This window comes from Sphingobacterium sp. BIGb0116 (assembly GCF_024808035.1).
Taxonomy (GTDB): domain Bacteria; phylum Bacteroidota; class Bacteroidia; order Sphingobacteriales; family Sphingobacteriaceae; genus Sphingobacterium; species Sphingobacterium paramultivorum.
In genome coordinates this window covers 53,356-77,546 of record NZ_JANUDT010000005.1, presented here as the reverse complement: position 1 = coordinate 77,546, position 24,191 = coordinate 53,356, and the positions used below count along the sequence as shown (strand labels likewise).

The 24,191-nt window shown below is 40.8% G+C and carries 19 protein-coding genes; 13 read left to right on the top strand and 6 right to left on the bottom strand.

Annotation, left to right across the window (positions count from 1 at the left end; translation table 11 throughout):
- Positions 1–2: 2 nt before the first annotated feature.
- The 3 genes from M2419_RS13340 to M2419_RS13330 all read left to right on the top strand — a co-directional run bounded on the left by M2419_RS13340 (position 3) and on the right by M2419_RS13330 (position 4,109).
- Positions 3–242 (top strand): hypothetical protein, encoded by a 240-nt coding sequence (locus tag M2419_RS13340; protein ID WP_046675824.1) that lies wholly within the window; start codon positions 3–5, stop codon positions 240–242.
- Between the two features lie 11 nt (positions 243–253).
- Positions 254–1,657 (top strand): radical SAM protein, encoded by a 1,404-nt coding sequence (locus M2419_RS13335; RefSeq protein ID WP_182332721.1) that lies wholly within the window; start codon positions 254–256, stop codon positions 1,655–1,657.
- 115 nt (positions 1,658–1,772) lie between these two features.
- Positions 1,773–4,109, top strand: coding sequence for a mechanosensitive ion channel family protein (locus M2419_RS13330; protein WP_259255233.1), 2,337 nt, complete (start codon positions 1,773–1,775; stop codon positions 4,107–4,109).
- A 55-nt stretch (positions 4,110–4,164) separates the two neighbouring features.
- On the opposite strand, the gene M2419_RS13325 is transcribed toward M2419_RS13330, so the two are convergent.
- The gene (locus M2419_RS13325; RefSeq protein WP_153847458.1) at positions 4,165–4,995 is read right to left on the bottom strand and encodes an AraC family transcriptional regulator; all 831 of its coding nucleotides are present in this window, start codon (positions 4,993–4,995) and stop codon (positions 4,165–4,167) included.
- Between the two features lie 107 nt (positions 4,996–5,102).
- Here M2419_RS13325 and M2419_RS13320 point away from each other — a divergent pair, with 107 nt between their 5' ends.
- Together M2419_RS13320 and M2419_RS13315 are read left to right on the top strand one after the other, a co-directional pair.
- The gene (locus M2419_RS13320) at positions 5,103–6,017 is read left to right on the top strand and encodes an AEC family transporter (protein ID WP_153847459.1); all 915 of its coding nucleotides are present in this window, start codon (positions 5,103–5,105) and stop codon (positions 6,015–6,017) included.
- Positions 6,018–6,295: 278 nt separating this feature from the next.
- Complete coding sequence (locus M2419_RS13315; protein WP_075991990.1) at positions 6,296–6,742, top strand: DoxX family protein; 447 nt, start codon at positions 6,296–6,298, stop codon at positions 6,740–6,742.
- Between the two features lie 38 nt (positions 6,743–6,780).
- Here M2419_RS13315 and purL read toward each other — a convergent pair whose 3' ends face one another.
- On the bottom strand, positions 6,781–10,512 hold the full coding sequence (gene purL / locus M2419_RS13310) for a phosphoribosylformylglycinamidine synthase (RefSeq protein ID WP_153846875.1): 3,732 nt from the start codon (positions 10,510–10,512) through the stop codon (positions 6,781–6,783).
- Between the two features lie 510 nt (positions 10,513–11,022).
- On the opposite strand from purL, the gene pheT reads away from it, so the two are divergent.
- From pheT to rny, 4 genes are all read left to right on the top strand, one after another.
- Entirely contained in the window at positions 11,023–13,419 is a 2,397-nt protein-coding gene (pheT, locus tag M2419_RS13305) for a phenylalanine--tRNA ligase subunit beta (protein ID WP_153846876.1), read from the top strand.
- 40 nt (positions 13,420–13,459) lie between these two features.
- Positions 13,460–13,765 (top strand): hypothetical protein, encoded by a 306-nt coding sequence (locus tag M2419_RS13300; RefSeq protein ID WP_153846877.1) that lies wholly within the window; start codon positions 13,460–13,462, stop codon positions 13,763–13,765.
- Positions 13,766–13,819: 54 nt separating this feature from the next.
- Entirely contained in the window at positions 13,820–14,110 is a 291-nt protein-coding gene (locus tag M2419_RS13295) for a cell division protein ZapA (RefSeq protein WP_046675831.1), read from the top strand.
- 354 nt (positions 14,111–14,464) lie between these two features.
- Complete coding sequence (gene rny, locus M2419_RS13290) at positions 14,465–16,018, top strand: ribonuclease Y (RefSeq protein ID WP_088161054.1); 1,554 nt, start codon at positions 14,465–14,467, stop codon at positions 16,016–16,018.
- 235 nt (positions 16,019–16,253) lie between these two features.
- On the opposite strand, the gene M2419_RS13285 is transcribed toward rny, so the two are convergent.
- Positions 16,254–16,904, bottom strand: coding sequence for an HAD-IA family hydrolase (locus tag M2419_RS13285; RefSeq protein WP_153846878.1), 651 nt, complete (start codon positions 16,902–16,904; stop codon positions 16,254–16,256).
- 141 nt (positions 16,905–17,045) lie between these two features.
- On the opposite strand from M2419_RS13285, the gene M2419_RS13280 reads away from it, so the two are divergent.
- Entirely contained in the window at positions 17,046–17,573 is a 528-nt protein-coding gene (locus M2419_RS13280) for an Mpo1-like protein (RefSeq protein WP_075991994.1), read from the top strand.
- Between the two features lie 143 nt (positions 17,574–17,716).
- Here M2419_RS13280 and M2419_RS13275 read toward each other — a convergent pair whose 3' ends face one another.
- Complete coding sequence (locus M2419_RS13275) at positions 17,717–19,042, bottom strand: ABC transporter permease (RefSeq protein WP_153846879.1); 1,326 nt, start codon at positions 19,040–19,042, stop codon at positions 17,717–17,719.
- Positions 19,035–19,970, bottom strand: a complete 936-nt coding sequence (locus M2419_RS13270) for an ABC transporter ATP-binding protein (RefSeq protein WP_153846880.1) — start codon at positions 19,968–19,970, stop codon at positions 19,035–19,037. Before M2419_RS13270 ends, M2419_RS13275 begins: the two co-directional genes overlap by 8 nt.
- Before the next feature lie 306 nt (positions 19,971–20,276).
- Here M2419_RS13270 and yihA point away from each other — a divergent pair, with 306 nt between their 5' ends.
- The 3 genes from yihA to M2419_RS13255 all read left to right on the top strand — a co-directional run bounded on the left by yihA (position 20,277) and on the right by M2419_RS13255 (position 23,535).
- Complete coding sequence (gene yihA, locus M2419_RS13265) at positions 20,277–20,906, top strand: ribosome biogenesis GTP-binding protein YihA/YsxC (protein ID WP_153846881.1); 630 nt, start codon at positions 20,277–20,279, stop codon at positions 20,904–20,906.
- Between the two features lie 17 nt (positions 20,907–20,923).
- Complete coding sequence (locus tag M2419_RS13260) at positions 20,924–21,778, top strand: UbiA-like polyprenyltransferase (protein ID WP_120334694.1); 855 nt, start codon at positions 20,924–20,926, stop codon at positions 21,776–21,778.
- An 80-nt stretch (positions 21,779–21,858) separates the two neighbouring features.
- On the top strand, positions 21,859–23,535 hold the full coding sequence (locus tag M2419_RS13255; RefSeq protein ID WP_153846882.1) for a PNGase F N-terminal domain-containing protein: 1,677 nt from the start codon (positions 21,859–21,861) through the stop codon (positions 23,533–23,535).
- Between the two features lie 93 nt (positions 23,536–23,628).
- Here the strand turns inward: M2419_RS13255 and M2419_RS13250 are convergent, their stop codons facing one another.
- Positions 23,629–24,087 carry an Lrp/AsnC family transcriptional regulator gene (locus tag M2419_RS13250; protein ID WP_046675839.1) on the bottom strand — a complete coding sequence of 153 codons (459 nt, stop codon included), beginning with the start codon at positions 24,085–24,087 and terminating at the stop codon, positions 23,629–23,631.
- Between the last annotated feature and the right edge of the window lie 104 nt (positions 24,088–24,191).

Genomic DNA, 24,191 nt, shown 5'->3' with positions numbered 1-24,191 from the left:
TTATGTATTTGCTTGAGGGGTCATTTGGATCGGAAAGTACCGCGATGTTGGGACTTTTTCTACTTACTATAGGTGCTATTGTGATCGGTATTGCACTTTTGGTTATTATTATCGGCTCGATTATTAAAGCTGGAAATAAAGAATCAAAATTCAATGTCAATCCCTGGCTTAAAGTATTGTTGGGCGGAATTGGAGCAATGTTGGCAGGGGGACTTGCCTGTGGACTTACCTTTATGAACTAGAGATCAGCTTTATGCCAGTTAGAAACTATACATACTACGATTACACCATCAGCCTATGTCCAACATGCCTTTCGCGTGTTGGTGCCAAGATTATTATCGAGGATGAACAGGTATTTATGACGAAAAACTGTCCTGATCATGGCTTTTTCAAAACACTGATTGCAACTGATGTTGACTATTATAAGAACATTCGGAATTATAATAAAGCCTCAGAAACACCTTTGAAATTTGATAATGAAGTACATTATGGCTGTCCCTATGATTGTGGCTTATGCGTCGATCATGAACAGCACAGTTGTCTTTCTATCATCGAGGTGACCGACCGCTGTAATTTGACCTGTCCAACATGTTATGCCATGTCCTCGCCCCATTACGGACGACATCGCTCGCTGGAAGAAATTGAACGGATGTTTGACAAAATCGTCGAAAGTGAAGGTGAACCGGATGTGGTTCAGATCAGCGGTGGAGAGCCAACCATACATCCTGATTTTTTTAAGATTTTAGACATTGCGAAGACAAAGCCTATTAAGCATCTCATGCTCAATACGAATGGGATCAGAATTGCCAATGATCCTGGTTTTGCTGAGCAACTCGCGACGTATGCGCCTGAATTTGAAATCTATCTCCAGTTCGATTCCTTTCGCCCATCGGTGCTTGAGAAATTCCGGGGCAAAGATCTTACGGATATCCGAAAAAAGGCCATTGACAAATTAAATGCACTTAATCTAAGTACAACCTTGGTTGTCGTCCTGGAAAAAGGAACCAACGATGATGAAATAGGGGAAATATTGGATTACGCCTTACAACAGCGATGTGTACGGGGGGTAACCTTTCAACCGGTTGAAATTGCCGGTCGAAATGCGGCCGATGCACAGCAACATAAAATGACATTAACGGAGGTACGTCAGGAAATCCTGAATCAATATCCACTATTGGACCCACATGATATTATTCCTGTTCCTTGTAATCCTGATGCTTTGGCGATGGGCTATATACTGAAAATAGGAGCGGAGCGTATACCTTTGACCCGACATATTGATCCTGCTATTTTGTTAAATAGCCAATCGCGCAACACCATTGTATATGAACAGGATAAAGGTGTTCAGATGCAATTGCTGGATATATTTAGCACGGGAATTTCTGTGGATAAGGTAAGGCCAAAAGTAAACCAGTTGCTTTGCTGTTTACCCGAAGTCTGCGCACCTGATCTTGATTACGACAATCTTTTCCGAATTATCATTATGAATTTTATGGATGCCTACGATTTTGACGTTCGTGCAGTCAAAAAATCATGTGTCCATATCGTCAACAAAGACTTGAAATTAATTCCTTTTGAGACGATGAATTTATTTTATCGTGACGATAAAATAAAAAGGCTGGAAGAACTAAAACTATCGGATGCTATTCGATTTTAACAGGAGATAAGTTATTTTTGTCGAAGAAATACCTTTGGTCCTTTCTTTGCAAAATGTAGTGTTCATTGCATTTGGCTACACATTGCCAGGTAAGGAAATCAACAAAATTAGAAGTATGAAATTGGGCATTGTTAAGCGTTTTATTTTTGTCTTAAGTCTCTTGGCTTTTCAGTTGCATGTGTCTGGACAGGATTCAGTTCAGGTTAGAAAAAATCAGAGTAACGATCGAACCGCGGCACATGTTGGCTTCAATAAAAGGTCAGCTGTGGATTCCACACGTGTTGGCAATGACTCCTTACGTAATGACCTGAAGAAGGTCAATTTGACTTTTCTTGCTAATATTCGAACAGGTTCAATGGCGGATTTCGTTGCCCAACTGAATGAGAAATCCAATACGTATACTGCGACCAATACAGGATCGGCCAAAGACAGTATTGCCGCAATTAAAAATAGTATTCACGAAGAAATTAAGCAGCTGAAGTCTATTAAGGGCAGTATCAGTAATTATTCAAACAGTCTTAATGTTACCCAGGATCAGATCAGGAATTTGGTCAACCGTTATGATATTAGTACCAGTAATCATAGTCGAGCATACCAATACCTTGATAATGCTCAGCTCAAGCTGTCGTCAAAAATGGATTCTCTGGAGGCAATCAACCGGACGATAGATGAACTTATCGCCAAGAACCAACGCCATTTGCTGCGTCTGGATGCTGTGCATGAAGTGAAAAATGTAAGTAAAAAGGTCGATTCTACGTCGAGCAAAAGTTCGATCTGGAAAGCGAATACGGCGGCGATTTCAAAGGATGTAATTTTAAACAATATACGGAGTAATTATAGTAACAATACAGCGATAGACAAATATGTTAATCGGACCGATTGGGCGAGCCGTATCCTATTGATTGTATTGGGATTGGGCTATTGCTACTGGATTGTGCGGGTGTCCTATATCCTTCGACAGAATGATCCTGAACATAAACTTGCGATTGACGCTATCGTTGGAAAAACAATTATTTTTCTCTTGACACTGTTGCCTTTTGTAAACTTCTTTACACCAAGTTTCATTCTGCAGGCTTCCCAATTGGTCATTATGTTAATCTTCATGTTTTTGCTAAGGCATCGCATGAGCGGGTTACAGCGTAAAATTGCCATTATCCTCATTGTATTTTACATCCTGGATGTATTTGTCAATATGATCGTAAGCGATGACCTCTTTTTAAGGATCGTTTGTATCGCCTTTAATCTGATTGCACTGGGACTTGTTAGCTACACAAAGCGACGAATCAAAAATGCAGATAGTCCGGGGTATATCAGCAATTTTATTTATGTCGTTTTCGCTATCCTCAATATAACGGCAATTACCTTGAATGTGATTGGCCATGTTGAGCACTCGCGGAGCTTTAGTATTGCCTGTGCTGTTGGTTTAGTCCAATCCTTTACGTTGCAGTATTTTGCAGACATGATTAAGGCTGATGTACGTAATCAGTTTAAAAAAGATCGACTGACTGCAGGATTCTGGATGCGTTTTAACGAACAGCGTACATTGGCTATCATCACCGAAATTCTTCGGATCGTCTGTGTGCTTTTGGCAATTATTGTGTTGGCAAACAACTTACAGTTTATAGAAACACTATTGGCAGCGAGCGAAGTCTTTTTTGGCAAAGTGCGCAGCATTGGAAGCATATCTTTTACACTCGGCAACCTTGTTGTGGCTGTTTTACTGCTTCTGGTGGCCAACTGGTTTCAAAAAAATATCAGTTTGATTGTTCTCGGCGGTGAAGACGGTCAGCTTAGCCAGGTCTATAATCAGAAGATGACCCTATTTCCGCTCTTTCGTTTAGCGATTATTCTGATTGGTTTTTTTATGGCAATCTCTGCCCTGGGAATGAGTTTGGATAAACTTACCGTTGTCATCGGAGCGCTGAGTGTTGGTATCGGTCTGGGCATGCAGAATATCATCAATAATTTTGTATCGGGCATTATTCTGGTTTTTGACAAGCCATTTCGGGTGGGTGACCAAATTGAACTTGCCGACAAAAAAGGGCGGGTCAAAGAAATCGGTATACGTGCCAGTGTCCTAAAAACTGCAGATGGTGCCGATGTTATCATTCCAAATGGCGATTTACTCTCTGGAAGAGTCGTCAATTGGACTTTATCACAGGAATACAGCAAAACAAGCTTTGTACTCCATATCGATCGACAGGCCGATCTGGACAAAGCGAAAGAGTGGATTAAAGATGCGATGATGTCCAGCCCACATTATATACAGGATAGAGATAGCGGGATCAGCATACAGGATATCAGTGCGGAGATGATCTATCTAAGTGTTTACTGCTGGGTAAACGCCGCAGCCAATGCCTCGTCGCTTAAAAACGATGTGCTGCTTGTATTATACAAAAAGTTTGAAGCGGAGGGCCTGAAATTTTATAGTGTCATTCCACCCAAAAATTAGTTTATCAATTGACTTTTTCTGACGAGTATGCATAATGGATTATCGGGAGGGCTTATTATTTAGTCAGATGGGTTCGGAAATATAACGGGCTGAATCCCTTGGCGCGTTTGTAGAAATGGGAAAGATGGCTCTCGTCGGTAAATCCGAGTTCTGCAGCAATTTGTTTCAAGGTATAATCTTTGGATTTAAGTCTGTTCTCGATGAGTTCGATCCGGTAGCTGTTGATATAGGCTCTCAAACTAGTGCCGAAGTTCTTCTTAAAGTAGATTCCAAAATAGGATGGAGCAATATTAAATTTCTGAGCCAGCAGGCTGACCTGAAGTTTTTCGGGCGAAAAAATATAGCGATGAATATAAGCCGAAATCGATCGGTCAACATATAGTTCATGCTGCTGGGGTAAGCGTTGTGTTTCTGATATTTCTTTGTAGAGCCCAAAGATCGCAACGAGTTGGTCAAATAGCCAATCAGAACGCTCGTTGACAGTGGCATTACTATACAGTCGGACAGCTTCCAGGATATGTGAATAAATCAGGCGATGGTGCTCGTCCATATACAGTTTGCGTTCCTTCAATCCTTTATCGTTCATTAGCTCCATAATCCAGGCATAGCGCTTGAGATTACGTTTATTCTGCAGAAAGTAGGTGTCTGTAAATAAAATAAACAAAAAATGGGTCTTTTCTTCAATGTTAAAATAATGCTTGTCTTCCGGACTAATTAAGAACACATCGCCAGGTTCATAATTCAGTTCAAATTTGTTGATCACATGGGTTCCTTTGCCCGAACGAATATAAACAAGCTCATAATAATTTTGCTCGTGTGGAGGCAAATGAAAACTATCCTCAATAAATTCACTGATCCGTAAAGGTTCAAACTGTTTTTTGCGCATTGCTCTCCTGATATATATCTTTAAATGTACATAAAAATAATGTATTTGTACATGTTATTGCCTGCTCTACTATCGCACCTTTGTGTCGTATAAAATGATAAGAAAACATGATTAATTTTATAATGATTGCATTTTGCATCGCAGCGGGGATGTTGTTAAGGCGAACAAATTTAATTCATTCCGAGGCACATAAAGGGATCAATACCTGGATCCTTTATTTTGCCCTGCCGGCGGTGTCTTTCAAATATATTCCGAAGATCGTATGGTCATCACAATTACTGTTTCCCGTGTTTTCGGCAATCCTCGTTTGGGCAGGTAGTTGGTTATTTATGGAAGTATACTGTCGGCGTAAAAATTATAAGCAGCGCTCCCGCAGTAGCTTGGAATTGGCCGCAGGTTACAGCAATACGTCCTTTATAGGCTTTCCATTGATCATCGCCTATTTTGGTGAAGCCCAGTTGCCGATTGCGATTATTTGCGACCAAACTACATTTATTCTACTTTCTACAGCCGGAATCATCAATGCACTAAAAGCGAATGTCCAGGATGGCGAAACCATCGATGTCAAATTTATGCTTCGAAAGCTAATTAGCTTTCCACCCCTGATCGGTTGTATAACAGCCTTAATGCTGTCTCAATTTGTTGACCTTTCAGTTGCCGAGCCTTTTTTTGATAAGTTGGTGGCCACGGTTGGACCATTGGCCTTATTTTCTATTGGTTTACAGTTGAAGTTTGATGGTTGGCGACAACAGATTTCGCAGATCAGTACAGCGATGAGTTATAAATTGATTCTTGCCCCAGCATTGGTATTACTATTTGCATTACTACTTGGTGTGAAGGGAGCTGTTGCGCGGATCAGTATATTTGAAGCAGCTATGCCAACCTTGGTCACTTCGGGGATCATTGCCGAACAATACCATCTGAATACCAAGTTGGTCAATCTGGTTATCGGTTTTAGTATTGTTGTGGGGCTGCTAACAACTGCATTTTGGGATTTTGTTATTCGACTTTTTTTCTCCTAACCTACGGTTGCATTGATTGATTGATTGATTGATTGATTGATTGATTGATTGATTGATTGATTGATTGATTGATTGATTGATTGATTGATTGATTGATTGATTGATTTTGAAAACAGCGTAGGCCTGATTTGGCAGGGATTTGTCTTATCTGAAGTATTGTGTAGGCGTGGGGATGTATTCACTTCGTAACATTTTGATAGTGAATCATCTCATGCGAACAACTTTTTTGCTGTTCAACTGTTATTAGGCTATAACCATCTATAAAAAGGAGGTATATTATGAACCTGATACACAAAATTGAACATTGGGGCGATGCTCATCACCCACAATGGATTGATTACCTAAGAATTGCTTTAGGGGTCGTTATTTTTGCCAAAGGTGTAAGTTTCGTAAATGATAGGGATGTTGTTCAACATATGATTGAACAAAGTAGTTTCCACTTATCATCATGGGGTGCTGTTCACTATGTGGTTTTTACCCATTTGGTGGGAGGGTTGTTCCTAATTTTAGGTTTTCAAACCCGTTTGGCCTCACTACTGCTATTTCCGGTACTGGTAGGGGCTGTATTTTTTGTTAATATCACCCACGGCTTTAGTTATTTGAATTCCGAATTGTGGCTTTCTATAGTCGTATTCTTTTTGCTGATCTTTTTTATGGTCATGGGTTCTGGAAAATACTCCCTAGACCAAATGATGAACAAACCAGGATACAAAAGGGATATCTAAAAGAAAAGCTCCTTCATACATGAAGGAGCTTTTCTTTTTTATTTGCCTTGCTCGTCAATCCATTGGCGGGCATTAACGAATGCTTCAATCCAAGGAGAAACTTCGTCCTGACGACCTTTTGGATAATTTGCCCAATGCCATTGGAACACCGAGCGCTCAATATGTGGCATAGTAGCCAAATGGCGGCCAGTCTTATCGCAAACCATTGCTGTATTATAGTCCGAACCATTTGGGTTATGCGGATATTGCTCATACGCATATTTTGCAACGATATTGTATTGCTCTTCAGCATATGGAAGGTTGAATTTTCCCTCCCCATGTGAGATCCAAACACCCAATGTACTTCCCGCTAGTGTCGATAACATGACGGAATTGTTTTCCTGAACTTTTACAGATACAAAGTTTGACTCGTGTTTTCCGGAAGTATTGTGTAGCATTTTTCCGTGGATTTCATGCTCAGGATTGATCATCTCAAGTTCCATAAATAGCTGACAGCCATTACAGATGCCCACCGAAAGTGTATCCGGACGAGCAAAGAAATCGGTTAAGGCTTTTTTCGCTTTTTCATTGTAAAGGAAAGCTCCAGCCCAACCTTTTGCCGAACCCAATACATCTGAGTTCGAGAAACCACCTACAGCACCGATAAATTGGATGTCTTCCAATGTCTCGCGACCAGCTATCAAATCGGTCATGTGAACATCTTTTACATCAAAACCTGCCAAGAACATGGCGTTAGCCATTTCGCGTTCGGAGTTGGAACCTTTCTCACGAAGGATCGCAGCTTTCGGACGTGGTTTAGTTCCGTCGATTACTGGTTTCTTACCATCAAATTGACTTGGGAAAGTAAAGGCTAGGGGTTGATTTTTATAATTATCGAAACGTTGTTGTGCTGTTCCATTTTTAGATTGCTTTGAATCCAAAAGGAATGACGTTGTAGACCATACATCACGTGTTGCTGCGACATCAAAGCTGAATACCGCTTCTTGATTTTTAATCGTTACCGTATTACCTTCGATCACCTGACCAATTTTAACCGCGTCCACATCAGCTTTCTTGACAATTGCTTCAAAAGCAGCGTCGTCTTTCGCTTGCAGGACAAGTGCAATATTCTCATTAAAGAAGGCTTTTACGCTATCAGATTCATTTAATGCTGAAAGGTCATAGTTGGCGCCTAGATTCACATCGGCAAAGGTCATTTCCAATAAGGTAGTAATCAAGCCCCCCGATCCGACGTCGTGACCAGCTTCGATCTGTCCTTCGTTAATTAATTGCTGTACGGTATTGAATGCTGTTTTGAAATAAGCAGCATCTCGAATGGTCGGTACTTCAGTACCTAATTTATTGATGATCTGCGCAAATGACGAACCGCCTAATTTGAACTGATCTTTTGATAAGTTGATGTAATAGATCGATCCGGCCTTTTTGTTCAGCACAGGTTCTACCACTTTTGTGATATCAGTACAATTTCCTGCGGCAGAAATGATCAATGTGCCTGGGGCAATGACGTTTTCGCCGTTTGGATATTTTTGCTTCATCGACAAAGAATCTTTTCCCGTTGGGATATTGATTCCCAATGCAATGGCAAAATCCGAGCAGGCTTTAACAGCTTGGTATAAGCGGGCATCTTCCCCCTCATTATTGGCCGCCCACATCCAGTTGGCCGATAGGGAGATTCCTGCGAGGCCATTTTTGATTGGCGCAAATACGATGTTGGAAAGCGATTCAGCAATAGCCGTTCTACTTGCCGCCGCCGGATCCACCAAGGCAGCAACAGGGGAGTGACCTATTGTTGTCGCAATACCTTCTTTACCTTTATAGTCAAGTGCCATAACACCGACGTTGTTCAACGCCAATTGCAATGGACCTACACATTGTTGTTTGGCAACACGGCCACCAACACAACGGTCTACTTTATTGGTTAACCAATCTTTCGAAGCAACAGCTTCCAGTTGTAATACTTGGTTTAAGTAGTTTGGAATGTCGGTTGCATCATAAGCAAGATCCGCATAATTGCGAACCACGGTTTTATCGCGCATGAAAGTTTTTGGCGATGAACCAAAGAAATCTTCAAGGGCGTAATCCATTGGTTTTTCACCTGTACTTTTCGATTCGAAAGTAAAGCGGTGGTCGCCAGTGACATCACCTACAGTGTACATTGGTGCACGTTCGCGATCTGCAACACGTTTTAACGTGTCAATATCATCTTCAGCGATCACAAGTCCCATACGTTCTTGCGATTCATTACCGATAATTTCTTTTGCCGATAGTGTAGGATCTCCTACAGGAAGTGCATCCAGGTCAATTAAACCTCCGGTCTCTTCAACAAGTTCAGATAAACAGTTTAAGTGGCCACCTGCACCATGATCATGGATCGAGACAATTGGGTTATGATCGGACTCTACTAAGCCACGAACAGCATTCGCTGCACGTTTTTGCATTTCGGGATTGGAACGTTGAATCGCATTAAGCTCAATTCCAGAACCAAATGCTCCCGTATCTGCAGAAGATACAGCAGCTCCACCCATTCCGATGCGGTAATTTTCACCACCTAGGATAACGACTTTATCACCAGTTTTCGGCGTATGTTTTTTCGCTTGATCTAGTTTTCCATAGCCAACACCACCAGCTTGCATAATGACTTTGTCGTAACCAAGTTTACGGCCATCCTCTTCATGCTCAAAGGTCAATACAGAACCTGTAATGAGGGGCTGACCAAACTTATTACCGAAGTCAGAAGCACCGTTGGAAGCTTTGATCAGGATGTCAACTGGGGTTTGGTATAACCATTGACGTTCTTGCATCGCATTTTCCCATGGGCGAGTTTTGTTGAGTTCCTTTGCCGGCTCAGTTACTGTTCCTGCCTGAAGGTCCAATTTATTTTGTTCCAATCGCGAATAAGCAGTCATATATACGGCTGTACCTGCCAATGGAATCGCTCCTTGGCCGCCGGCCATACGGTCGCGGATTTCACCACCTGACCCAGTAGCAGCCCCCGAAAATGGTTCTACAGTAGTTGGAAAATTGTGTGTTTCCGCTTTTACTGATAAAACCGAATCAAATGCTTTCTCTTCGTAAAAATCAGGTTTGTCGGCAGATTTAGGTGCAAATTGTGTGACACGTGGACCTTTAACAAAGGCAACGTTATCTTTATAAGCAGAAACAATCTCGTTCGGATTGGTTTCAGAAGTCTTTTTGATTAATTTAAATAGGGAAGTGGGCTGCTCTTCGCCATCAATGATAAAGGTACCATTGAAAATCTTGTGTCTACAGTGTTCAGAATTTGCTTGTGAAAAAGCGAATACTTCCGAGTCTGTAAGCAGACGACCCAACTTGGTCGAGAGATTATTGAGGTAGTCGACTTCTTCTGGATTTAGCGCAAGGCCCTCAGATTTATTGTAGGCCTCGATGTCTTCAATTTCCAATATCGGTTCAGGTGTGATGTTGACGGTATACATGTCCTGTGTCAACATACTGAACTTTTGTGAAATCATTGGATCGAAGTCATTGAAATCCGCTGGTACCGGTTGAAATTCTTCTATACGAACAATTCCTGCAATGCCCATATTTTGTGTGATTTCTACGGCATTGGTACTCCAGGGAGTAACCATCGCAGCGCGGGGTCCTACAAAGTAATGGTTAAGGTTTTGGTCGTCTAGTTTTTTGGCGTTGCCGAATAGCCAGTTGAGTTTAGTAATGTCTTCTTGTGATAAAGAGTTTACGCTTTGAACACCATATACAGTGTTCGATGGGTTCTCAAAGAAATGAATCATTATAAATGTTTGTTTTGAACGTTCTTCAAATTAAAGCACAAAGTTACATATTTATTTTGATGGAAATGCTTGAATTTTCATTAAAAAATAGGCTCAGGTTGCGTTTACTGGAAAAGGCCAAAATTGCTGTTTTGTGTAAATATGTGTAAAGTTGTGTTAATTCATGTAAATAAAAGTTATAATTAATAATTGCATTCGTTTCGTTCGGGGAAAGCCCCTACATTCGCAGCATTCATCACCTATGAATAAATATGATTATCCTTGGGAAGGGGTTTATGAACTCCTTCATACGATCTCTTCCTTCGGTATAAATCTAAGGTCCAAATACCTAACTTGGTTCTATCGTATCAACTTTCCAAAAAAGATAAAATCGCTTGCTGCCTAGCTTAATGAAGTCTTTTGAGGAGCCTACCTACTGCATTAAATTCAGACCAACTGTTGATGAAGGGTAAATTGACGTTGGATATAAACTCAAATTTATCTAAGTTTGTGCATCAAATCAAATTCGAGATGAATATTTCATATAATTGGTTAAAACAACACGTTAATATAGATTCGACACCGGAGGAACTATCGCTTATCTTGACAAATACAGGATTGGAAGTAGAAGCTTTGGACGTCGTGCAGAGTATCCCAGGTGGATTGGATGGTTTGGTTGTTGGTGAAGTGAAAACTTGTGAACAGCATCCTAATGCCGATAAATTAAGAGTAACTACCGTTGATGTCGGTGGACCGGAGTTATTGCACATTGTATGTGGCGCACCGAACTGTCGTACAGGATTGAAAGTCATTGTTGCTACAGTGGGCACTACATGTCATCCGCTTACAGGAGAGCCTTTTAAAATTACCAAATCTAAAATTCGTGGTGAAGTTTCCGAAGGTATGTTATGTGGAGAAGATGAAATCGGTTTAGGTACATCCCATGCCGGTATTGTTGAATTACCAGCTGATGTTGCTGTGGGGACCTTAGTGAAAGATCATTTCAATATCCAGGATGATTACCGTTATGAAATTGGTTTAACACCAAATCGTGCAGATGCAGCTTCGCATTTAGGCGTTGCAAGAGATATTGCGGCACATTTTCGTACACAATTGTTAAAAGCAGATGTTTCTGCATTCAAGGCTGCTGAGGCTGAGGGAACGACAGTGGTCGTTGCGGACGCACAGGCGAGCCCACGTTATAGTGGTATCAATATTACTGGTGTTCGCGTTGGCGAATCTCCAGATTGGTTGAAAGAGAAATTAAATGTTATCGGTGTTCGTCCGATCAATAATATTGTCGACGTCACAAATTATATATTACACGATTTAGGTCAGCCACTGCATGCTTTTGATGCTGATAAAATTGCGGGAAATAAAGTCCTTGTTCGTCTTGCGACTGAGGGCGAGAAATTTGTTACCCTGGATGGTGTGGAGCGTACCTTGTCTGCAGAGGACTTGGTGATTGCCGATGCTGAAAAACCGATGTGTATTGCGGGGGTTTTTGGTGGAGCATATTCTGGTGTGTCAGCCGAAACGACCAACGTATTTTTGGAATCGGCTTATTTTAATGCTGTTTCTGTACGGAAGACCTCCAAAAGACATGGTTTAAAAACAGATGCTTCTTTCCGTTTCGAACGTGGTACCGATCCTAATATTACGGTTGAAGCATTGAAGCGCGCTGCTTTATTGATTCAAGAAATTGCAGGTGGAACGATTTCATCTACCCTAAAGGATGAGTATCCTGTTGTGATTAAACCGTTTTCATTTCATGTGAGCTATGCGAATGTGGTTCGTTTGATCGGTCAGGCGATTCCAAATGAAGAAATTAAATCCATTATTGTCGCTCTTGGCATTGAAGTCACTTCAGAAACTGAAACAGGCCTTGATGTGTTGGTGCCGGCGTATCGCGTCGATGTCACACGTGAGGTAGACGTTGTGGAGGAGGTGTTGCGTATTTACGGTTATAACAATATTGAGTTGAAGTCACAAATTAAGGCATCTTTAAATACGGTTGAAAAGCCAGATAAGGAAGTTGTCTTAAATCAATTGGCAGATCTATTGATCGCAAATGGATTTCGTGAGATTCTGTCCAACTCCCTAACAAAGCTGGACTATGCGGATGATAGCGAAACGGCAGTTAAATTGTATAATCCATTGAGTTCGGATTTGGATACGATGCGTCAAAATATGGTGTTTTCTGTTTTGAGTGCGATTGAATATAACCAAAAACGAAGAAACTTCGATCTGAAATTCTTTGAATTCGGTAAGACTTATGCGCTGGATGGTGAAGGCTATAAAGAAACGCAACACCTGGTTTTTGCCATGGCGGGTAAAAATGAAGCTGAGCAATGGAATAGCAAAAAAGATGCGGTCAATTTCTATAACCTTAAAGCAGCCGTAGATACTGTTATCAAAAGGCTGAAAATTGAAGGGATTCAGATACAAGATGCTGCAAGTTCACATTTTGCCTATGGTTTGAACTATATGAAAGGGCAGAAATGTTTGGTTTCATTTGGTGCAATTGCAAACGCAGATTTGAAAAAAGCAGATGTTGAAGGTCAGGTTTTCTTTGCTGATTTTGACTGGGATGTTTTGATGAAAATCATTCGTAAGAATAGCATTCAATATAAAGAAGTTTCCAAATTCCCGGCTGTACGCAGAGATTTGTCGCTCTTGATCGATGAAAATGTGAGCTTCGATAAGCTACAATTTGTTGCTCAAAAGACCGAACGCAAGCTTTTAAAGGAGGTAAATGTGTTTGACGTGTATAAAGGTGATAAAATTCCGGAAGGGAAAAAGTCTTATGCTCTGAGCTTTATCTTGCAGGATGAAGAAAAAACACTTACTGATAAGCAAATTGATGCGATAGTTCAAAAATTAATTGTTAATTTTGAGAAGGAACTAGGCGCGGAAGTGCGTGGTTAATTAGAGATACAACATTAATTGGTAATATTCAATTTTTATTATGGCAACATTGTCTTCACAAATGAATCTGATCGTTGAGAAAACGAAAAATTTAATTCAATTGTGCGAAGTCTTGCAAGAAGAAAATGATTTGCTTAAATTAGAGGTACAATCCTTAAAAGTGGCTTTCGATGCGAGCAACGATAAGAGCAAGCAATTGGAAGAGAGGGTCAAAGCGCTGGCAGTTGCCCGTACGTTAGATTCTGAAACGGATAAGGAAGCAATTAATGAAAAAATACTTGACACAAAACAAAAAATTAACGATTTTGTGCGGGAAATAGACAAGTGTATTAGTTTGTTGAAATAGTTGGGAGAAGTGTTATCGGATTCAAACTAATACAACGTTAAAAAGCTCAAAGAAATGGGAGAGATTTCCATAAAAATAAATATCGCAGATCGTGTTTATCCCCTTCGGGTGGAAAGCGCGGAAGAAGAAGTAATTCGACACGCTGCGAAATTGATAAATGAAAAAGTAAAGGAATTGCAGGAAAACTATACTGTGAGAGATAAGCAGGATTTGTTATCCATGTGTGTATTGCAATTTGCGACGCGTATGCTTAATGCAGAGCGGCAGTCTCAAAACCACGAAGTGGGTTTGGAAAATTCAGTACAGGAACTTGATCAGTTGTTGACGGATTTCTTTAAAAAATAAATTTACGTTCTTTATATTTAGAGCTTAAACGACGAATTTGCCGCAATTAAATTCGGGTTGTCACTATTTTAAACTTAACGCTTCAATATTACAGGCGCAAAAAGATATAGGCCATTTTGCGAAAGCCATCTGGGTCATAATCTAAGCCTAATTATGTAATCACGAAGTTTAATAATACATGAGACCTGTTTAAATTTAATTGCGGTTTTTTTTTGTCATGAAGCCTTGATGCGCTTATCGGGATCGCTACAGAGTTGGCGCATACCAAAGGTAAGGGAGTGGGCTGATTGATGATTTTACTGGAATTTGAACATAATTAATAAAAACAAACATAAATAATACAATTATACATACATGGACATCGCAATTTATAGCATAATTTCTCTGATTGTTGGTGTTGTTATAGGTCGTTATCTATTGGTTCTGTTATTTAAAAAACAAGAGCAGGAAGCCAAGGATAAGGTAAATAGCATACTGAAAGATGCAGAGCAGGAAGGGGAACACATTAAAAAGAAACGCCTGTTAGAGGCCAAAGAAAAGTTCCTTCAATTAAAATCTGAACACGAAAAGGAAGTCAATCAACGTAACAATACCATCAACCAAAAGGAAAATACGTTAAGACAAAAAGAACAGTCAATTAACCAAAAGCTGGAAAACATCAATCGCGATAAGCAAGATGTGGATACCAAGAAAAAGCAATTGGATAAATTGGTTGAACTGAATGAAAAGAAATCTGAAGAAGTAGAAACGCTCAAATTACAACAGATTAAGCAATTGGAAAGTATCGCTGGCGTAACTGCTGACGAAGCAAAAAATCAATTGGTGGACTCGTTGCGCGAAGAAGCCCGCTCACAAGCGATGATTCAAATCAAAGATATTGTGGATGAGGCCAAATTGACGGCAACAAAAGAGGCGAAAAAGGTTGTTATTCAGACTATCCAACGTACTGCTACGGAATCTGCGATCGAAAATACCGTCTCAATTTTCAATATCGAAAATGATGAAATCAAAGGTCGTATTATTGGTCGTGAAGGTCGTAATATTCGTGCATTGGAAGCTGCAACAGGCGTAGAAATCATTGTAGACGATACACCTGAAGCAATTATCCTATCTGGTTTCGATCCTGTACGTCGCGAAATAGCGCGTTTGGCTTTACACCGTTTGGTAACAGATGGTCGTATCCACCCGGCACGTATTGAAGAGGTTGTCGCTAAGACGCGGACGCAAATAGAGGATGAAATCGTTGAAATTGGTGAACGTACCGCAATCGATTTGGGAATCCATGGTTTGCACCCCGAATTGATTCGTATGGTAGGACGTATGCGTTACCGTTCGTCTTACGGACAGAATCTTTTACAACACTCGCGTGAGGTAGCTAATTTTGCAGCAACAATGGCGGCAGAACTGGGCCTGAATGTTAAACATGCGAAACGTGCTGGATTACTACACGATATTGGTAAAGTGCCTGATGATAATCCGGAGTTGCCACACGCTATTTTAGGTATGCAACTTGCAGAGAAATACAAGGAACACCCTGATGTATGTAATGCAATTGGTGCTCACCATGATGAGATCGAAATGACTGCCTTAATATCTCCGGTTGTTCAGGCTTGTGACGCGATCTCTGGTGCACGCCCGGGCGCACGCCGCGAGGTTGTCGAAAGTTATATCAAGCGCCTAAAAGAGTTGGAAGATTTGGCTTTATCGTATCCTGGGGTTGAGAAGACCTTCGCGATACAAGCTGGCCGTGAGCTACGTGTCATCGTTGAGAGTGAGAAGGTGTCTGATGCACAGTCGGAAATACTGGCTGCTGATATCTCTAACCGTATTCAAACGGAAATGACTTATCCAGGGCAAATTAAAGTAACTGTAATTCGTGAGACAAGATCAGTGTCTTACGCAAAATAGATCCTAAGGATCCATCATAAAAAAAGCTCCAAACGAAATGTTTGGAGCTTTTTTTATGCAATTCTACACGTTTCCCACGACTGGATCATTTCAGCCATTCCATTCTCCAAAGGGTTGACTTAAATTGAATCGACTCAAATGACTTGACTTGACTTGAATCGGCTTGACTTGAAGTGCTCGAATTGACTTGACTTAAATTGAATCAAATTTTGGATACCCTTTTTATTATCGGTAATTATTGGAAAAATTCCATCAGATCTGTCACTGTAGCCAATAGATAGGTCGGATCTTCCTGTTCGAGTTCGGCTTGGCTACCATAGCCATACAATACACCAACAGCATCCATGCCTGTTTCTCGGGCACCAATCAGATCATGTTTGCGATCTCCGATCATGAGGCAGTCTTGTGGACTTGTTAGCTTGGCCTGTTCCATGACATATTGGATGACACTGGTTTTGGTCGGTCTGGAATCGTCCAAAGCGCTTCCGCCCGCAAAATCAAAATAGGTATTTATTGCAAAGTGCTGTAATATTTTGTGGGCGAAAATTTCGGGTTTGGAGGTCGCAAGGTAGATGTTGTACCCTTTTGTTTTCAGCAATGCTAAAAGCTCAGGTATGCGATCAAACAGGATATTCTCATACAGCCCTATGGTTGAAAAGCGTTCCCGATATTTTTCTACACAGGCAATTGCTTCGCTTTCCTCAAATCCAAAGGTGTGTATGAAAGAATCTTTAAGGGGTGGGCCGATCAAGGGTTTGAGGCTATTCAGATCTGCTGTATGGATGCCTTTGGATTCCAAGGCATAGGCAATACATTTCGTAATCCCTTCTGCGGGGTCGGTCAGGGTTCCGTCCAGATCGAATAAGATATGTTTGTAAGACTTCATGCTGCAATATTACGGAATAGAATAGGAGTAAGCGAGTTTGTGTACTCTGAAAGCATATAATGACCTGCAGCAGACCAAAAAATAGGGAATATTATCATTTTTAAGGCCTAAGGCATGCCCAATATTTGTTAAATTTGCCGAATGAAACAAAAGAAGAAAGTTCAAGAAGTCGAACCTTTACGCCCCGTAGATAAGTATTTTGCGGAGCTGGATGCTAATTTTCAGGATCCGACCAACCGTCTGATTCAAGCCATCTTTTTACCATTATTGTTTTTTGGTATCATGGGCTGCATCTGGATGATCCCATTTCCACAGTTCGAGTTCTTGGTCAAACTCAATTGGCATACCTTTTTGAATTGGGGGTCTTTCTTCATCGCTATTGTCATTTATTATTATTTAAAGCTGTCTGCAACGTTGTCCTATGCGATATTATTCTCTATCGGGGGCATGAGTTTCTTTATTGTGCAATTGGAATACGCACAAAAGAATGGTGGCCCGGCTGTCATCTGGGTGTGTTTGGGGATCGCATTGCTAGCTATTGTCGCGCTGTTTATCGGTAAGGGAAAGGAAAAGAAGAAAATCACAGGACAGCAGTTTCTACAGTTTTTACTTGTCGGACCGATATGGTTGTGGCATTTTGTCTTTAAAAAATTGAATTTAAGATATTAACTGAGTGGTTTTTAGGTGCTGAGCATACTATTTATGATCGTAGCCTAATCGGGATGCTTGTATATAAAAGGAAAGGGCCAAATTGCTTGCAATTTGGCCCTTTTTATGTTGCTGTAGTTATGCACAGCTGGTTCAGAATACGGCTAGCTTTTGTAATTGAACCATTTGATGATTTCTTTGAGACTTGCTTTTTTACCATAGATCAAAATACCGACACGATAGATGCGGGCAGCAACCCAGGTAACAAATAAGAAGGTCAGTATGAGCAAGGTCAATGAGGTCAGAATCTGCCATAGGGGTACACCAAAAGGTATGCGAACGAGCATAGCGATAGGCGAGGTGAATGGAATAAAGCTTAACCATGTTGCAATCGGTCCATTGGGATCATTGATAATGACGCCAAAAGAAAGAATATAGGTCAATAGCAAAGGCATGGTAATGGGCATTGAAAACTGATTGGCCTCTGTTTCATTGTCGACAGCTGAACCAGCAGCAGCGAAAATAGCACTATACAGCAGATATCCGGCAATAAAAAACAGAAAGAAGAAAATGATGACTTCCGTGAAGTTAAAGCTTTGGATCGAAGTAAGGATAGAAGCAGAATCATTCTGGGCCATTGCTTTTGATACGGTACTCATATTACCCGCTCTAGGTTGGCTTGCGGCAACCTCCTGCATATCCTGAGGATTGACAAATAGGAGCGTTGCCGTGATAAATAGGCCTCCTGTAAGCACTAGCCACATGACAAATTGCGTCAGTCCAACCATACCGATCCCAACAATTTTACCCATCATGAGCTGAAAGGGCTTGACCGAGGAAATAATGACTTCGATGATACGGTTGCTCTTTTCTTCGATAATACCACGCATTACCTGGGCACCATAGAGAAACAGGGATAGGTATACTAAGATAGCCAAAGCGACACCAAGGCCCATTGCAATGGCTGTATTGCTGTTCTTTTCTTCACCGTCTGCTGTTATTTCTTTTGCATCGATGGAGACTTTGGGCTTAATGGACTGGATAATCTGCAGGTCGATTCCCTTGGCTTTATATTCCTTTTCACGGATGATTTCTTCCAACTGTCCACTAATGATCTCCTGTGTGACAAAACTTGTCTTGCCGCCGGTAATCAGTTCGGCTCTTTCACTTGTTAAAATATCTTTTGGAATATATAGGATCGACTTTTTTCCTTCGCTTTGTGTAAGCTGCGCTTTTTGGGCCTGGAGGTCTAATTTGGATACCGTATAACTTACATTTTTATTGCTTTGGAGTTTGTTGGCAAAGTCGCCTTGCTCATCTAAAATAAAGACTTCGGTGTGCGAATCTTTAAAGCTCTTTTTTGTCAGATAAAACATACCTGCATACAGTGCGAAAAAGAACAGGGGCACGGCGAAAGTCATGACAATAAAAGATTTTTTCTTGACCCGTGATAGGTATTCCCTTTGAATGATAAGTAATATTTTATGCATGATCTTGAGATAGGGGTGAGACTTGTGTGACTTTTTGGATGAAAATATCCGCCATGGAGGGAACGATTTCAATGAGTTGATTGAGCTGTATTTGGGGTATATATCGCATTAACACATCATTGATATGATTGTTGTTATTTAGCTGAATTGTAGTGATGTATGTTTTTTCATGCTTTGTTGACGTTATGACCTCAAATAGGGTGTCGTCGGACAGAAGAAAATTATCTTCGTTTGCTGTATATTCCAATTGATAGGTTTGATTTCGGTATTCTTTTTTAATCTCTTGTACAGAGCCATCCAGTATTTTTTTGGATCGGTTGATGAGGGCAATATTATCGCAAAGCTCTTCCACAGTCTCCATGCGGTGTGTGGAGAATATAATGGTCGCACCTTCTTGATTTAAGCGGAGAATCTGCTCTTTTATGATATTGGCATTTACGGGATCAAATCCCGAAAAGGGTTCATCTAAGATAATCAATTCTGGTTGGTGGATGACTGTGGCGACAAATTGTACTTTTTGCTGCATCCCTTTACTGAGATCTTCTATTTTTTTGTCCAACCAGGATGTGATATCCAGGCGCTGGCACCAATCTTGGATGCGTGCTAAGGCTTCTCGCTTGGAAAGTCCCTTAAGTTGTGCCAAATACAACATTTGATCACCGATTTTCATTTTTTTGTACAAACCCCGCTCCTCGGGTAAATAGCCGATTTGAGCAATATGCTGTGGGCCCAATGCTTCGCCATTAAACAGAATTTCGCCGGAATCGGGAGCGGTAATTTGGTTGATAATACGGATCAGGGATGTTTTTCCAGCTCCGTTTGGCCCCAATAGCCCAAAAATTTTACCCTTTGGGATTTGAATGGATACATCGTCCAATGCACGGTGATTGGCGTAATCTTTGGTGACATGATTGATTTCGAGTAACATCTATTTTAAGGTTTAATTTATTCGTTCTTTGGCTTTTTAAGAGCATTCCCTCTTTTTCCAAAGGCTGACGTTTATTTATGTTATTAGTATCTTGTACAGCTGAATTGTTACAGCACCCCTGAAAAATTTTATGCATATTTTCGCTTCGGAATGCGCTTAGTCGTTTGACTAATCGTTTGTAATGAAAGTTAAAAATAATTAGGGACATTTTATTATCCTGCCCATAAAATCGGAAGTGAAGCTTTTTTATGGAATAGAAGGGGTACAAATCTTGTCAAAGGGATTCATTTAACGTACCTTTGTTCCATGGAAGTGAAAAAAGCCGAATTCGTGTGTAGTAACACGAGAGTTGACAAATTACCTGCACCCAATTTGCCGGAGTATGCGTTTATCGGACGTTCAAATGTCGGTAAATCATCGTTGATCAATGCAATGACCAACAAGAAAGGACTTGCCAAGACCTCCCAAAAGCCTGGTAAGACTCAGTTGATCAATCATTTTGTCATCGACGATACATGGTATTTGGTGGATTTGCCAGGTTATGGTTTTGCTAAGGCCTCTAAAACAAGTCGTAATGAATGGGAAAAGTTCATCCGTAGGTATCTTACCCATCGGGACAATTTGCAATGTGTTTTTGTGTTGGTGGATAGCCGTCATGAACCACAAAAGATTGATCTTGATTTTTGCTGTTGGTTGGGCGAATGCGGTTTACCATTTATGTTGGTTTTCACCAAAGCCGATAAGCAATCGACTGTTAAATCCGATGCGAATATTGCGAAATTTAAAAAATCATTGCTCCAATGGTTTGAGGAGGTGCCGCCGATTTTCCTAACGTCAGCGGAGAAGAAAATGGGTCATGAGCCTATTTTAGAAGCTATCGATGAAGTTAATGGCCGATTTGTTCGCCCTGAACTCGACGGAAACGAACAGTTTTAGCTAGATTTTAAGTTCAGATGAAAAAATACTTGTCCTTAGTTTTATTTGCTCATAGTGTATTTGCATTGCCATTTGCCTTTATTGGCTTCTTTTTGGCATTGCACACAACGGACTATGCCTTTTCGTGGAAATTATTGGTTTTGATGCTCGTGTGTATGGTGACGGCCCGTAATGCTGCCATGGCATTCAATCGTTATCTGGATAGAGATATTGATGCCATTAATCCAAGAACGGCCATGCGTGATATTCCTGCTGGAAAAATTTCCGCTAAAAATGCATTGGTTTTTACGCTGGTAAATTGCCTGATTTTTATTGCAGCGACGTATTTTATCAATTCTCTTTGCTTTATGTTGTCGCCCATAGCACTTTTTGTCGTGCTTTTTTACTCCTATACAAAGCGTATAACGCCCTTATGTCATCTTGTATTGGGAGCAGGGCTGGGATTGGCTCCAATAGGCGCATATATGGTTATTACAGGACAATTTGCGACCGTTCCGGTACTTTATGGTTTCGCTGTGTTGACCTGGGTGAGTGGCTTCGATATTATTTACGCTTTGCAGGACGAAGCCTTTGATCGGGCAAATCATCTTAATTCGATACCCGTGTGGTTAGGAACGAAAGGAGCTATGCGCGTTTCGGAATGTCTGCATGTGTTTTCTTTTATATTTATTTTGATACCAGCATTTTTGATGCCGGTAGGTTGGATTTATTATTTAGGTGTGGCCTTTTATGGGGCATTGCTGATTTACCAGCATACCCTGTTTTCATCGACTAATTTAAGTCGGGTCAATCGCGACTTTATGACAACCAATGGTTATGCCTCGGTGATTTTTGCGGTATTTTACCTCTTGGATATCTGGTTGATCAAATAAACGTTTTAGCATAAAATAAGAAAGGCTTTAGGAATTCCTAAAGCCTTTCTTATTTTTGCATCTAAACCAATACACATGCTATGAAGAAAAGTATTCTTTTCACGTCTATTTTATGTTTGTCATTGTCTTCGCAGGCGCAAAAGCTGTCGAATTATGTCATTCAATATAATCAAAGTTTCAATGGGAATACAGCTGCCAATCAAAATGCCATTCTAGTCTATGCCAATGAAAAGGAGACTTTTGTTAGTTCGGCAAAAGAAATGAACGGACAGTTGGCGCCGCCATACGAACGGGTTGTGGTGGAGCGTGCCGGAGGCAATGCCTTACTTAAAATTGCTAAACTCAAAGACGGATCAATCATTCTAACCAAAGATTCGCTCGCGCTTTCGAAGCAAAAATTTAACGCCACAAACGAGACTAAAACAATCTTGGGCTATCCCTGTAAAAAAGTGGAGACGAGCATCAATTCCAATAAAATAGAAGTTTGGTATACCGATAAATTAGGGGTCAAAGGTGCGCCCTCGGAACTTGGTCAGGACCTTGGTCTGGTGCTCGAGGTAATCCGCAATGGGAATACACGTACCTTTGCCACCAAAGTAGAAAAGGTAAAGACTATACCGGATCAACTGAGGCTAAAAGGAAATGAAAAACCTTACGATGAACTTTCCTATAAAGATCTTATCTGGAAGAACCGTTTTATCCAAATACCTGTTTTTCGGAAGGAGAGTATACGTTTTTCGGATGGTGTAAAGTCGGATTCTATTTTGCGTTTTGCTAATGGGACAGTTTTGGTAAAAAAGGTGAAAATCCCAAAAATAAAGACAAGCGACAATGTATTTGTGCAGTTGGTTGAACAATCGAAAGGTGATGCCTATGATCGCACCGGATCAGTTTTTATCATCCCAACCAACAAGGCACAGAGCTTTTTGGATGGTATGATAAATGGTATGGGTACCCTTCCTAAGTATGAAAATGGCAATGGTAAAGCCTATCAAGGGGTTGTAAAAACAACATCCTTTGAGCCTATTGTTGAATTGATGCGTTTCTTTACACCATTTGGTGTTAAGCAGTTTAACTATCTTCAGTTAAAGGATAAGGTTTGGCAAGACTCGGTGCTGTACCGTCAGGACGTAACCGAATTGGCAGGTATGTTGAGCGAGCAGGAGGTGTATGTGGGCGCCTTCATTGGCAACTATGATAAAAATGGACATGAGGTTAGTGTTGAGCTGACGATACATCCGGGCTTCGATGCCGAGTCAAAAGGCAGCCTGAAAAAGACGATGTCTTTGTTTACGACGACCAATGTAATGGAAATGGGCGGTCAGGAGTACGGATCTATGTTTGATAAGGAGAAAGGCCTTACTGTTTCATTTCATTTGGACCAGGATGCTAAAAACGTGCAATTACGCTACATTACCACAGGGCATGGAGGCTGGGGTAACGGTGATGAGTTTGTGCCTAAAGAAAATCGCATTTTCCTAAACGATTCATTGCTCTTTAAATACACCCCTTGGCGCAATGATTGCGGTTCGTATCGTTTGTCGAACCCAGCTTCAGGCAATTTTGCTACAGGGCTGTCTTCATCCGATCTGAGTCGCTCCAATTGGTGTCCGGGTACAGTAACACCACCGATCTATATTGATCTGGGGGATTTAAAAGCTGGAGACCATACGATGCAGGTACAGATCCCACAGGGAGCGCCTGAAGGAACAAGTTTCAGTAGCTGGAATGTGACGGGTACCTTGTTATTCGATTAATTATTTTTTCATTGCTGTCATGTGCAATAGTGTTATCGCACATGGCAGCAATCTTCTCTCGTTTTAGATATTCTCTCGTTTTTAAGACAAAGATTAAAGGGGATAAGCCGTCTCGCTTTTTGTCTCCGATAATACAAAGTAGGTCTGTACGGTGTTTACTTGAGGTAATACAGCCAGTCGATGCCGCAGAAAAATATGATAAGCATCCATATCTTTGGTTGCTATACGTAACATAAAGTCGTAAGAGCCTGCCATTTGGTAGCATTCCATAACCTCGGGAAATTTAGCTACCTCTTTTTCGAATTCATTCAACACTTCAAACGTATGCGCCTTGAGAAAAACCTGGGAAAATGAAATTAACCCAATGCCTATTTTGTGGCGGTCCAAAATTGCCACCGTTTTTTTGATGTAACCCAACCGCTTTAGCTTTCTAACACGTTCATGAACAGCTGCAATAGATTTGTTGAGTTCAAAGGATAGCGCTTTATTACTCATTGAGGCATCTTGCTGTAGGAGACGCAATAATTTTACATCTATTTCATCCAATTCCATAATTTGAATATTTTCGGTACAGCTGTAAAAATACGCTATTGTTCTGAATTATTTATTGTTTTTTATGTCTTTTAATTTAATTTTTATTGAAATTATAGTCATGT